This window comes from Mycobacterium farcinogenes (genome assembly GCF_019739075.1).
GTDB lineage: Bacteria > Actinomycetota > Actinomycetes > Mycobacteriales > Mycobacteriaceae > Mycobacterium > Mycobacterium senegalense.
In genome coordinates this window covers 347,706-360,823 of sequence record NZ_CP081673.1, presented here as the reverse complement: position 1 = coordinate 360,823, position 13,118 = coordinate 347,706, and the positions used below count along the sequence as shown (strand labels likewise).

The window sequence follows — 13,118 nt, the reverse complement described above, 5'->3', positions numbered from 1 at the left end:
GTGAGACTCGTTTCTAGCTCGGGGGCCACTGCCGCCGATCGCCAAGACGCATACGCCGCCTACCAGGTGGTGGCCAATGAGCTTCCGGCCGTCCGGGCGATGGCCGATAGCTGGCGAAAAGGCCTAGCGGGCTTGTTGGCCGCGGTCATCGGGTTCAGCCTGATTCAGGGCCGCTCCAATCTGAACCAACTGTCGCCAGGTTGGGCCATGCTCGTCGGCGTCCTGCTGGCCGCGGTCTTGGTCGTCGGAGCCGCCGCGGCCTGGCTGATCCTCGGCGCCGCTCATGGCACACCACGACCCATCCCGGTGATCAGCGGGCAGCGCTCCGATGGCACCACAGCCGTCGCCGCCACCACCCACGATCTGGCCATGTCGGCGCTACGCCGACTGCGCATCGGTCTGCTACTGACCGGGTTAGCGGTCGTCCTCTTGGTCGCGGCGATTGGTTCGACCTGGTACGGCCCGGCCAGGAGTGGGTCAAAGATCGCCGTCACCGATGGCGGCGGCACGCTGTGGTGCGGCACATCCAAGCAAGCACGCAACGGATCGTTGACCCTCGACACGGCAGCGGGAACCGTGGTCGTCGACCTCACCAAGGTTCAGACGCTCACCCCCGTGGAGTCCTGCCCGAAGTCGTGAACATCGTCCGACGGGTATGGCTCGACCTGCGCGCCCGACAGTTACTGCGACGCATCGACACTCGCGCCAGCGCCTGTGTGGCACTGGAAAACCTGCTGCAACGGCATATCGCCTATTGCACCGACCACGTCGTTGCCGCTGCTGCCGCCCACTGCTGCGGCACCCACCCCCACCGACAACTCGCCACAGCGGACGCGGTGATCGAGGTCTACGACTACACCGGCCGTACCCACCTACTCGCGCTGGCCGCGTCCCGGTTGCGCACCGCGTTACCCGGTCTCACCGATGAGCCCGCGCTCGCCGGCCAAGCTCACATGTTGCTCGGCAACGTATACCGCGAAAGTGCAACGGCTTTGGGCATGCCGGACCATTTCGAGGAGGCACTGCGACACACGGAGCAGGCTACGACCCTTCTACCCGACGACCCGCTGAGCTGGTCCAGCCACGCCACGACACTTCGAGCCCGCCACGACGTGCAGCCCACGCAAAGCCTCATGGCATCGGCAGTCGCTGCCGCCCGCACCGCCGCCACCCTGGTTGCTCCCGCCGACCGCGCCGCCGCACACTACTGGTGCGACCTGGCCACTCTGCAGCTCAGCCGCCGAACGGCCGACGCCGAAAGCCTCGCCGACGGAGCCGCCGCAGCTCGCCGCGCAGTTCAGCTCGCGCACCCCGGCGACCCCGAACACGGGATATACCTGTCTAATCTGTGCCTTGCGCTGCGTGAACTCGGCCAGTCACGCCGCGACGACACCTTGATTACCGAGGCCATCACCCATGGGCTCGCGGCCACCACCACCGCAGACAGCTCCGCCAACCAATGGATCATCGTGGCCGGCGCCTATCTGGCCCGCTACGAACTGCGCGGCAACCCGGCCGACCTCGATGACGCCATCCACTTCGGGCTGCAAGCTGTGCGCACGGACCCTGAACACGCGCCGGCAGCCACGTTCACCAGCTCGGCGTTGCACCGCCGCTTCGAACACACCACCGACTCCGCAGACATCGACCACGCCGTTGCTTTGGCCCGCATTGCCAGCACCCTTCAGCCGAGCCCAGAAGCCTTCGACGCGCTCGCCATCGCGCTCGCCAGTAGACGGCACCCCGGCGACGCCGAGGCATCCGTGGCTGCCGCCAGACGCGCGGCTCCCGACCCATCAACGGCGGACCTGGCACACGTCATCACCCTGGCCAACACCCTGGCACTCACCCACGATGTCCACGGCAACGACGCCGCCCTCGACGAAGCCATCACACTGCTGCAAGTACACGCCGACACCCCAAGTCGCCTCCGAAGTGTCGTACTTTCCAACCTCGCCGCCGACCTGATCACCCGCTTCGATCACCGCCACCACCTCGATGATCTCGACGCCGCCATCACCGCACTGCACACCGCGACCACCCACACCGCCAGCGACGCCGCACAGCGCGCCGTTACCCAGGCCAATCTGGCCAACGCCTACCTCGCGCGTAGCGAAACCACGGGGCAGGCAGCAGATTTGGACACCGCAGTGGATGCGGCCCTCAACGCCTCAGAAAACCTCCCCCCGAATTCCGGGGACCGACTGACCGCACTCGCGACCCTCGCTTTGGCGCTGCGCACCCGCTACGACCTGTTCGGCCACCTCCCAGACCTCCACACCGCGATCGCCGCCGCCAACGTTGCGCTGGCGCGCGCACATCCCGACCCCACACGGTGCGCTCATCTGTTGGACCTGCTCGCCGGAGCGCGCCGCGCGCTGTTCGAGCGCACCGCCAACGTCGACGATCTCAGCTGGGCCCGCCAAGCCGCCGACATCGCCCTAGCCCAAACGCCCGCAGACCACCCGTCACGGCCCACACGGCACACGACCCTGGCTACGTGCCTTCTCACGCGCTACGAAACCACCGGACATAGCGCCAGCCTCGACGAGGCCGTGCGCCACGGCATGCTGGCCCTGCGAACGGCCAATCAGAGTCAAGTAGCCGTGGCGGCCACCAACCTGGGGAACGCACTGCTCACCCGCTACGAATTGCGTCACGCCGCAAGAGATATCGCTGACGCCGTGCACGCAGCACAACGCGGTGTCGACGCCACCCCGGCCCTGAGCCCGTTCCAGCGCGCCCGGCAATCCAACCTGGGAAACGCGCTGCGCGCCTACGCCAACACCCACGGTGACCGAGACGCGATGGGGGCCGCCATTCTAGCAGGCCGGCGTTCGGTCGCGATCAACGACAGCGCAGTTCCCGCCATCGCCGCGTATTGGTCGAACCTCGCACTGTCCTACAGCGACCGTTTCGACCTCGACGCCGATCCAGACGACCTCGACGCCGCCATCCAAGCTGCCACACGCGCACAGTCACTGAGCCCGCCCCAACACCCCTCGACTGCGCTCTACAACACCAACCTCGCGATGCTGCTTCGCATGCGTTACCGGACTCGGCGCGTCCAACACGACATCGACACCGCCATCGCACTGCTCACCGCTGCAGCTAAGGGCACCTCTGAAACTCATCCCCATTACGGAGCACTTCATCTCGCCCTGGGCAACGCTCACCACAGCCGATACGAAGCGGTCGGCCGGCACGCTGATTACACAGCGGCGCAACAGCACTGGACCCAGGCCTGCTCATCGACCACACCGCCAAGCACCCGTCTCGTCGCCGCTGAGTCCGCTGCCGTCGCCGCCCACAACGTAGGCGATACGACTGCCGCCGCGTACGCTTACGCCCAGGCCGTCGCATGCGTGCCCATCGTCGCCTGGCACGGCCTTGACCGACCTGGCCGCGAACAAGCTCTGCGCGACATCGGTTCCTTGGCCGGCGCCTCATGCGCCGCAGCCCTAGACGCGCAGCAACCGGCGATCGCCCTGACAAACCTAGAAACCGGGCGCACCGTGTTGTGGCGACAGCTGACCGACCTGCGGGCCGATTACCAGTCACTGGAAGAACGTCACCCTGATATCGCGCACCGGCTGGAAGAACTGGGGCGTCTACTCGACCGTCCCCACACGCGCGACTAACGCTCGCTCCTCAATAGTGTGATTCTGTGCGAACCGGTTAAGTCGCGCGTAACACAAGGCTAACGAGGCACCTGCGAGAACCGCGACGGAATCCATTCATGATTCGCACGCAACAAGGTCCGCCGCAGACAAGTCTACGGACATCGGCGATGCCGAAGGGGTCTGCTGAACGATCATTGTCCGGCTACCCGAACGCCACAATCCCGCAGCGGTGTACTCCGGTCGAGCGGCGGCGGGCGGGCTGCCGACAATCAGCGAATTCGCATACACAGTCGCACGAGCGGTCGACGACCCGTCCCCCAGCGAGACCATCTACGTCGGCGGCCACGACTACCTGGCCGACTGCTCAAACCCTCTGATGCCCGGCGGGTAGTCGGAACTTTGGTTGATGACATGAACTTGAGACAACTGACAACCACATGACATCGGCGCTGAGAATATGACACGTGAGCTGAGACCCTACACTGTCGGCGGCTCAGCGCGCCATATTGGTGAACCGCGAGAAGTGAAGCTGGTGCGCCACAGTGATATTCGCGGTCGGGCCGTTACGGTGCTTGCCGAGGATGATGTCGGCTTCGCCGCCACGCGGGTCTTCCCGATCGATGGCGTCGGGGCGATGCAGCAGCAGGACCATATCCGCATCCTGTTCTAGCGATCCCGATTCGCGCAGGTCAGAGACTTGCGGACGCTTGTCGGTGCGCTGCTCGGGGCCGCGGTTCAGCTGGCTGATCGCGATCACCGGTACTTCGAGTTCTTTGGCCATCAGCTTGAGGCTGCGGGAGAAGTCCGAGACTTCCTGCTGGCGTGATTCGTACTTCTTACCCGAACTCATCAGCTGCATGTAGTCGACGACGACGAGCTTCAGATCGGCCTTCTGAGCCAGCCGCCGGCCCTTGGCGCGGATCTCCATCATGGTCAGGTTCGGCGAGTCGTCGATGTAGAGCGGCGCCTCGCTGATCTCGCTCATCCGGCGGGCCAGCTTGGTCCAGTCGTCATCGCTCATCCGACCCGAACGCATATCGGCCAGTTTGATTTTCGCCTCGGCAGACAGCAGCCGCATGACGATCTCGGACTTGCTCATTTCCAGCGAGAAGATGACGCTGGCCATCCGGTGCTTGATCGAGCAGGACCGCATGAAATCCAGGCCCAGCGTCGATTTCCCGACACCGGGACGCGCCGCGATGATGATCATCTGCCCCGGATGCAGGCCGTTGGTGATCTCGTCGAACTCGGTGAACCCCGTCGGGACACCGCGCGAGATACCGCCCTGTGAGGCGATCGCGTCGATCTCGTCCATCGTGGGCTGCAGCAGGTCTTCGAGAGCCACGAAGTCCTCGGAGGCGCGCCGCTCGGTGACGTCGTAGATCTCGGCCTGCGCCCGGTCCACCACATCGGTGACATCGGCTCCGTCGGCGCCGGCGTAGCCGTACTGGACCACCCGGGTGCCGGCCTCCACCAAGCGGCGCAGCAGTGCCTTCTCAGCGACGATGCCGGCGTAGAAGCCCGCGTTGGCCGCCGTCGGCACGGTGGAGATCAGGGTGTGCAGATACGGGGCTCCGCCGATGCGGCGCAACAGGCCGCGGCGGTCGAGCTCGGCGGCCACGGTGACGGCGTCGGCCGGCTCACCCCGACCATAGAGATCCAGGATCGCGTCGTAGACGTTCTGGTGGGCCGGGCGGTAGAAGTCGCCGGGACGCAAGCGCTCGAGTACGTCTGCGATCGCGTCCTTGCTCAACAGCATGCCGCCGAGCACGGCCTGCTCGGCTGCCATGTCCTGTGGCGGCTGCCGGCCGAAATCCTCCCCAGGCGGAGGACCATCCATCTCCGAATCTGGATGCCCCAGGTCGTCCACCACCGCCACGGACTCCCCACCCCCTTCCGAGACCCGTCTTTCGACAGACTCGAACGTTTATTCGAATCGGTACTGCAACTGTAAAGCAGGGCTCCGACAAAGCTTTGTGACGGCGCTGCGACGCACCACGGTAGACGTTGCTGGCGCCGCCCGAAACCGCCCCTGTTGATCAACCTGTGGATGGCATGGGGATAGGTCTCGGTCGCAGTGTTGAGGCTCTGGGGAGAACCTGTGGATCAATCCCGAACGATCTGTTGTTTTCCCAGCTCAGGGTGCCACGGAGGCTGTCAGTCATTGTGCATGGGAAGTTCTTCGGCGTGTCGTGCCGGGTTGCCGTCCCGGGCGTGTTGTGTTGCGTCTGGGAACCGCCCCGGTTAACACCGAGTGTGCTTCGCTGTCCAGGGTTTCCCGCAAAGAGTTCGCCAGAGACACAGCAACGCCCGGGTGGAAACCTCTACAGGTCCCCACCCGGGCGATTGAGTGCCGGCGGAATGACTCCGCTACGGATTACTCCGCGACCGGATTACTCCGCAACAACGTTGAGCGACACCTTGGCTTCCACCCCGGTATGCAGCTTGACGGTCACGGGGTGCGTGCCGACGGACTTGATGTGCGCCTTGGGCAGCTGCACCGTGCGCTTGTCGAGGTTCGGGCCACCGGCCTTCTTGATCACGGCCACGACGTCAGCCGCGGTCACGGAACCGAACAGCTTGCCGGTGTCGGCAGCGGCGTGAACCGGCAGCGAAACCTCGCCCAGGTTCTCCAGAGCGGTCTTGAGCTCGTTGGCGTGCTCGACACCCCGGATGGTCTTGGCTTCGCGAGCCCGACGGATCTCCTCGGCCTGGCGCTCGGCACCGCGGGAAGCCACGATGGCCAGCCCACGGGGCAGCAGGTAGTTACGGCCGTAGCCGTCCTTGACCTCGACAGCGTCGCCGGCGACACCCAGGTGCTCCACCTCAGCGGTGAGAATCAGCTTCATTGGTCTATCCCCTACCGCGTCGACGAACCGAACGGCAGCAGAGCCACCTCGCGGGCATTCTTCACCGCGATGGCGACATCGCGCTGGTGCTGGACGCAGTTGCCGGTCACCCGGCGGGCACGGATCTTGCCGCGCTCGCTGATGTAGGTGCGCAGCAGCGCAGTGTCCTTGTAGTCGATGACCTGCCCCTTACCCTTCTTGGAGCAGAACACGCACTTACGAGTCTTGACCGGCTTTTCCGGTGCCGGCCGTCGCTTTGTGGACTTGGCCATTGGTTATCTCTTCCTTGCAAAAATTTTCGTTGTTGATCAGAACGGCGGCTCGTCGTCGGCCCCGCTGAAGGAACCGGACGCCGGTGCACTGCCCCACGGATCGTCTTTGGGCTCGGCCTGGCGCGAACCACCGCCGCCGCCACCACCGAAGCCGCCGCCTCCGCCGCCGCTACGGCTGGCCTTGTTGACCTTGGCCGTGGCGTAGCGCAGGGACGGACCGATCTCGTCGACCTCGACCTCGACAACGGTGCGCTTCTCGCCCTCACGGGTTTCGAACGAACGCTGCTTGAGCCGGCCGGTCACGATCACCCGCGAACCCCGCACGAGGCTCTCGGCCACGTTCTCGGCCGCCTCACGCCAGATGTTGCACCGAAGGAACAGCGCTTCGCCGTCCTTCCACTCATTGGTCTGCCGGTCGAACATCCGCGGCGTAGAAGCAACGGTGAAGTTGGCAACAGCTGCGCCGGACGGGGTGAAACGCAGTTCCGGGTCAGCGGTCAGGTTTCCGACAACTGTGATGGTGGTGTCACCAGCCACGAGATCCTCCTGGGATAGGCATGTCCGTTTGCGCGAAGCCTACGTAGCCCCGCCGACGACTGACAGCCTTTAGTGCTTGTCGGTCCGCATCACCTTGGTCCGCAGCACGGACTCGTTCAGGTTGAGCTGACGGTCGAGCTCGGACACGGTGGCCGGTTCCGCCTTGACGTCGACAACGGCGTAGATGCCCTCGGCGTGCTTGGCGATCTCGTAAGCCAGCCGGCGACGGCCCCAGATGTCGACCTTGTCGACACTGCCGCCATCCTTGCGGACGACGTTCAGGAACGTCTCCAGCGACGGAGCTACGGTGCGCTCGTCAAGTGTGGGGTCGAGAATGACCATGATTTCGTATGGACGCATTAGAACCTCATCACCTCCTCTGGTCGTGTACGGCCACGGTGGATTCCGTGGCAGGAGGGTCGCCTGCGTCGGCAACCGGCCCAGGCTACCCGAAATCGCCCTGATCTGCGAAATCCGTATAAAGTGGCCCCGTCGTCTCGGAGTATCGGGGGAATCGGTGACCTATCCCAACGGGCCCTATGGTCAGGGGTTTCCCGGGCAACCCGGCTACCCGCAACCACCGGGCTATCCCCAACAACCGGGCTACCCGGGCGCGCAGCCACCCTATGGACCACCGCCGGTGCGCCCTACCGGACCGAGCGGTGCCACCGCGATCATGGCCGCCGTACTCGCCGGGCTGGGCGGGTTGTCGAATCTCACCACCTCAGTAATCGACTTGTTCGGGCTGATGGTCGCCCACCACGACGACGGCCTGTCAGGCGGGGTGATGGTCACGCTGATCCTGATCATCCTGCTGAACAGCGTCGGTGCACTCTCGATGCTGGCCGGCAGCGTGACGCTCGTGCAGCGCAAGATCATCGGCCGATGGCTGGTGATCGTGGGATGCGCAGCCACGATCCTCGCGTGCCTGGTCGGGATCGTGCTTTACGGTTTCATGCCGGCACCTTCCAGCTCTCCTGGGAGCTTGGCAGCCTCGGTCGGCGGCCTAGTCTTTCCGACCCTGACGCTGGTGTTAGCGCTGCTGCCGTCGACCACACGCTGGATCGAAGCGAAGCCGAATACCATTGCACCGCAGTACTATCCGCCCTACCAAGGCTGAGCTTTACCAGCGCCGTCGTCCCACCGGTTTCCACCTGAGGGTCGCGACGAAGCAGATTCGCAGCCCTGGTGCAGAAACCGGCGCGGCCGCGGCCGCAGGGCCTCACTTCGCGTCGGCCAACTCCGGCTCCGGCTCCGGCTTGGGCTCGATCCGCACCCGGCCGGCCGAGGGACGCAACCAATCCGGCAACCAGCGCGGCGGGTCGTCGGGTGCCCCGTCGAACACGCCTCCGGTGGGGTCGTCAATGCGTCCGCCGTGGCGCACCAGGTCGAGCTCCGGGCGGTAGATCTGGCGAATGATCAACGCACACAACACGATCACCGCCAGATCGCGGATCAGCACCGTGGTGGTGAACCACTGCTCGGGCAAGCCCTTGTTCTGCTCGCCGTACAAATACAGCATGCGCGGTATCCACACCAAGGCGTCGATCGTCATCCATGCCAACAGGATCCGGCGATGCGGCAACGCCAGCACCGCAAGCGGCACCAGCCACAGCGAGAACTGCGGGCTCCACACCTTGTTGGTCAGCAGGAACGCGGCGACCACGAGGAACGCCAGTTGCGCCACCCGCGGGCGCTGCGGGGCTGTCAACGCGATGTAGCCGATCGCGATACAGCACGCCGCGAACAACACCGCCGTGACCGTGTTGAGCACCGTGGGCGGCTGCCAGAATCCGAGGTCGGGGTCGAAGCCCTGCCAATCGGTGAAGGACTTCACCACGTTGTAGAGCGAGTCCATGTCGTCGCCGCGCCGAGTGTTGAGCCGGAAGAACTCTGACCATCCTCGCGGGAAGAGCACCATGATCGGCAAATTGATCAGGAGCCAGGTGACGACGGCAGTCAGCGCCGCCTTGCCCACCGCCCGCAGGCGCCCGGTACGCAGCCCGAGCAGCACCAGCGGGACGAAAAGCAGCAGCGGATACAGCTTGGCCGCCACGCCAATGCCGATCAGCGCCCCGGCCCACACCGGTTTTCGCCGAGCCCACGCCAGCATCGCGCCTGCCGCGGACGCTGTGGCCAATGCGTCAAAGTTGGTGAATACCTGGAAGATCACGATCGGCGAACCCGCCACCAGCGCGGCATCCCATACTCGCCGGCCGGCCATTCGCGACGTGGCCCAGATGGTGGCCAGCCAAGCCAGCGCCAAGCCGAACGCCGAGATGTTGAAGAACATCACCACTTCGGCCACCAGCGGAACCGATACCAGCTTGGTCAGCGCGGTGTAGGTCTTGGCCAGCGACATCGACACGTACTGGTACAGCCCGGTCAGCACCGGATACTCCATGTAGCGGATCGCCGGACTGCCGTCGTACTGGATGCGTGGGTTGCCGGTCGCGTCGTTCTCGACCCAGCTGGATTTGTAGGGAAACTTGCCGAGGTTCAACAACTCCGCGGTGTACAGCGGAACCGTGTCGGAGTAACACAACTCGTAGTACGCCCGGTTGTTCTCCCAGTTGGCCACCCGCTCGCCCGCGGAGCCCTTGCCCGTGGTCTGCAGGCAGGCGGCCTTGGTCGTATAGCCCAGCGCCAGGAACACCACCGCGATCACGAACATCACCCGAAGCGGGGTCATGAACCGTGACCGGCCGATCAACGCGTGACGACCGACCGGCCCGCCGACCGTCTGCGACAACGCCTCGGCCAGCCGGTCGTTGCGGCTGGGGAGGTCGCGGTCGTCGGCGCTCCGCTGATCTTCTGCCAGCGGTGCCGGAGATACCCGGTCGGTCACGGAGGCGGCGGGCCCACCGGGACTTCCGGCACGCCGGGCACGACGGGAGCTCCCGGCGGCGGTCCGATCGGCACGGTCGTCGGAGGGCCGATCGGGATCGTGATGCCCGGGGCCACTTCGATGGTCGGCTGAATCACCGTCTCCGAAGGCATCACCGAGACCTGCGGGCCACCTGGCGGCAGGGTGCCGGGCGGCGGGGCGGCCGGGGCCTGGGGCACACCGGCATAGCCGCCGATCTCGGTCGGCTTCGGGAACGTCTCGTTGTCGGTGCCCTTCAGCGCACCGTCCATGGTGGATTTCCAGATGTCCGACGGAAGCCCGGATCCGTAGACCGGGCTGCCGCCCGCCGTCTTCAGCGGTTTCACGCCCTCGGAGGTACCCACCCAGACCGCCGTCGAAAGCGACGGTGTGTAACCGACCATCCAGGCATCGCGGTTGTCGCCGGTGTCGCCGAGCTGGTTGGTGCCGGTCTTGGCGGCCGAGGCGCGGCCACCGGCCAGATTGTGACCGCGGGACCAGCCGGCGATCGGCTGCATGGCCGAGGTCACGTTGTCGGCAACAGCCTTGTCGATGCGCTGTTCACCGTTGTCCTGGGTCGAGGCATCGAACAGCACCTGACCCGAGGAGTTCACGACCTTCTGCACGAAGTGCGGCTTGTGGTAGACGCCGGACGCCGCCAGCGTGGCGTACGCCGAGGCCATGTCGATCACCCGGGACTGGTACTGGCCCAGCACCACACCGTTGTTCGGCGGACCGCCCTTGCCGTCCTCCGACAGCGTGTGCTCGACGCCCGGGAAACTCTCGGCCACACCCGCGTCATGGGCGGCCTTGGCCACATCCTCGGGACCGTGCTCCAGCTTGAGCATCAGCCGGTAGTAGCTGGTGTTGAGCGAGCGTTTGAGCGCCTCGGCGATGGAGCAGGTGCCGCAGCCCTCCCCTTCGACGTTGCTGATCTTGATGCCGTTGACGGTGACCGGCCCGCTGTCGACCTGGTAGCCCAGACCGATGCCCTGCTGCAGGGCGGCGACGAGCGCGAAAACCTTGAACGACGAACCCGTCGGCAGGCCGGCCTGGGCGAAGTCGAAGCCGTTGGCGTCCGAGCCGCCGTAGTACGCCTTGACCGCGCCGTCATGCGGATCGATGGAGACCACCGCGGTCCGCATGTCGGGGTCCTGGCCGTCCATGTACTTGGACACCGCGTTCTCGGCGGCCTGCTGCGCCTGCGGGTCGATCGTGGTGGTGATCTGCAGGCCCTCGGTATTCAGCGCCTGCTCACTGATGTCGAACAGGTCCAGCAGTTCCTTGGTGACCTGACGCTCGATCAGTCCGTTGGGGCCGGTGGTCTGGTTCGCCTGGCGAGCCTGGTCCGGCGGCACCGTCGGCGGGAACACCTGACCGGCGCGTTCCTGGGCAGACAGCGCACCCATGTCGACCATGCCGTCGAGCACCCAGTTCCACCGGTCGGCCGCGCCCTCCGGATTGACGGCGGGGTCCAACCCCGACGGGCGCTGGATCAGCGCGGCCATCAGCGCACCCTCGGCGACGGTGAGCTGTTCGACGGGCTTGTCGAAGTAGGCCTTCGCTGCCGCGGCGATGCCGTACGAGCCGCGGCCGAAGTAGATCATGTTCAGATACGCCTGCATCACAGCGTCTTTGGACCATTCGCTGGCCATCTTGGTCGAGATGACCAGCTCCTTGGCCTTACGGATCAGACCGCCGATGCCGGAGCGCTCGTCACCGACGAGTGCGTTCTTGACGTACTGCTGGGTGATGGTCGAACCGCCCTGCAGGTCACCGCCCACCAAGTTGTTCTTGATCGCGCGCAACAGCGCGGTGAACGAGAAGCCCGGGTTGGAGTAGAAGTCACGGTCCTCGGCCGCCATCACCGCGTTGCGTACATGCTCGGGGATCTTGTCGATGCCCACGTCGACGCGGTTGCCTTCGGGCGGCACGATCTTGGCGATCTCACTGCCGTCGCTGGCCAGGATCGTCGACACCTGATTGGTCCGGATGTCGCCGGGCTGCGGGACGTCGACGATCATGTACGCCATCCCGAACGTCACCAGCGGAAGCAGAATCATCGCCACCACGGCGGCGATCGACAGACGTCGCACCAGCTTCCAGTTGATGTGGAACTGCCGCGTCGGCTTGGGGCCAGGTCCCGACGGACCCGAAGGCCCCGATCCACGACCGCCTCCCGGCGGCGGAGGCGGTGATTTGGGCGGCTGCGGTTTCGGCGGCGGGGTGCCGTCCATCGCAGCCCTGACGACGTCGAGCGGAGCCGGTTTGTCGTCGCGAACCGGGGGCAGCACCGTGGTGAGCCGGTCGTCGGGCGGCAGCGCCGGACGGCCGGGACGACCCACCGGACCGTTGCTCCGTCCCACGGGACCGTTCTCGCGAGGCGGCAGCCCGGCCTCCCGAGCCGGAGGCCGGGGGTCGCGGACCGGGGGCTTGTCGCGGGCGGGCGGTTTCTCCCGGGCCGGTGGCCTGTTTTCGCGCGCGCCGAGGCGGTCAGCCGCGTTACGGATGTCGTTGGCTGACCGGCTATGGCGCCCTTCGTTATTCACTGGCCGTACGCGCCGACTTGCGCGTGCCTCGAGTGCCACGTGCCTTCGGCGGCTTCGGCGCGCCCAGGACATATGACTTGACCAAATGATTCCAACTGCAGGTGCGGCATACCTCAACCACATGGACTGCGAACTCGTCGTAACGAGTTGCCAACATCACCAGCTCCTCCGCGGTGCGCGCCGAGCCCGATACCGGGCCCAGATGATCACCGAAAACCCACGACACCAGCGTGAGCTGCTCCTTACGGCAGATCGGACACATCACCGAGCTCTGCTTGCCGTGAAACTTTGCCGCGCGAAGCAGGTAGGGATTGGCATCACAGACCTCCGAGACGCCGGTGCGCCCCGAATAGACCTCAGCCAGCAGGGACCGCCGCCGAAGCGCGTAATCCACCACCTGTCTCTGCAATCGCACGATGACC

General features: G+C 65.8%; 11 protein-coding genes. 3 read left to right on the top strand and 8 right to left on the bottom strand.

Annotation, left to right across the window (positions count from 1 at the left end):
* Nucleotides 1–639: a hypothetical protein gene (locus K6L26_RS01510; protein ID WP_221852491.1), complete on the top strand. Its 639-nt coding sequence runs from the start codon at nucleotides 1–3 to the stop codon at nucleotides 637–639.
* The gene (locus tag K6L26_RS01505; protein ID WP_221852489.1) at nucleotides 636–3,641 is read left to right on the top strand and encodes a hypothetical protein; all 3,006 of its coding nucleotides are present in this window, start codon (nucleotides 636–638) and stop codon (nucleotides 3,639–3,641) included. Before K6L26_RS01510 ends, K6L26_RS01505 begins: the two co-directional genes overlap by 4 nt.
* Before the next feature lie 475 nt (nucleotides 3,642–4,116).
* Here K6L26_RS01505 and dnaB read toward each other — a convergent pair whose 3' ends face one another.
* From dnaB to rpsF, 5 genes are all read right to left on the bottom strand, one after another.
* Nucleotides 4,117–5,502: a replicative DNA helicase gene (gene dnaB, locus K6L26_RS01500; RefSeq protein WP_019345200.1), complete on the bottom strand. Its 1,386-nt coding sequence runs from the start codon at nucleotides 5,500–5,502 to the stop codon at nucleotides 4,117–4,119.
* Nucleotides 5,503–6,016: 514 nt separating this feature from the next.
* Nucleotides 6,017–6,472 carry a 50S ribosomal protein L9 gene (gene rplI / locus K6L26_RS01495; protein WP_003884146.1) on the bottom strand — a complete coding sequence of 152 codons (456 nt, stop codon included), beginning with the start codon at nucleotides 6,470–6,472 and terminating at the stop codon, nucleotides 6,017–6,019.
* Nucleotides 6,473–6,483: 11 nt separating this feature from the next.
* Nucleotides 6,484–6,744 (bottom strand): 30S ribosomal protein S18, encoded by a 261-nt coding sequence (gene rpsR / locus K6L26_RS01490; protein ID WP_003884147.1) that lies wholly within the window; start codon nucleotides 6,742–6,744, stop codon nucleotides 6,484–6,486.
* Nucleotides 6,745–6,780: 36 nt separating this feature from the next.
* Nucleotides 6,781–7,281, bottom strand: a complete 501-nt coding sequence (locus K6L26_RS01485; protein ID WP_019345198.1) for a single-stranded DNA-binding protein — start codon at nucleotides 7,279–7,281, stop codon at nucleotides 6,781–6,783.
* A 69-nt stretch (nucleotides 7,282–7,350) separates the two neighbouring features.
* Nucleotides 7,351–7,641, bottom strand: coding sequence for a 30S ribosomal protein S6 (gene rpsF, locus K6L26_RS01480; protein ID WP_003884149.1), 291 nt, complete (start codon nucleotides 7,639–7,641; stop codon nucleotides 7,351–7,353).
* Nucleotides 7,642–7,957: 316 nt separating this feature from the next.
* Between rpsF and K6L26_RS01475 the strand changes: the two genes are divergently transcribed.
* A complete protein-coding gene (locus K6L26_RS01475; RefSeq protein WP_221852487.1) occupies nucleotides 7,958–8,401 on the top strand; it encodes a hypothetical protein in 444 nt (147 codons plus the stop codon).
* A gap of 102 nt (nucleotides 8,402–8,503) precedes the next feature.
* Here the strand turns inward: K6L26_RS01475 and K6L26_RS01470 are convergent, their stop codons facing one another.
* The 3 genes from K6L26_RS01470 to K6L26_RS01460 form a co-directional block, all read right to left on the bottom strand.
* Entirely contained in the window at nucleotides 8,504–10,129 is a 1,626-nt protein-coding gene (locus K6L26_RS01470; protein ID WP_085140715.1) for a glycosyltransferase family 87 protein, read from the bottom strand.
* Nucleotides 10,126–12,468 carry a transglycosylase domain-containing protein gene (locus tag K6L26_RS01465; protein ID WP_080989574.1) on the bottom strand — a complete coding sequence of 781 codons (2,343 nt, stop codon included), beginning with the start codon at nucleotides 12,466–12,468 and terminating at the stop codon, nucleotides 10,126–10,128. The genes K6L26_RS01470 and K6L26_RS01465 overlap by 4 nt, the downstream gene beginning before the upstream one ends.
* Nucleotides 12,469–12,688: 220 nt before the next feature.
* Nucleotides 12,689–13,111 carry a DUF5318 domain-containing protein gene (locus K6L26_RS01460; RefSeq protein WP_036390731.1) on the bottom strand — a complete coding sequence of 141 codons (423 nt, stop codon included), beginning with the start codon at nucleotides 13,109–13,111 and terminating at the stop codon, nucleotides 12,689–12,691.
* Nucleotides 13,112–13,118 lie beyond the last annotated feature (7 nt).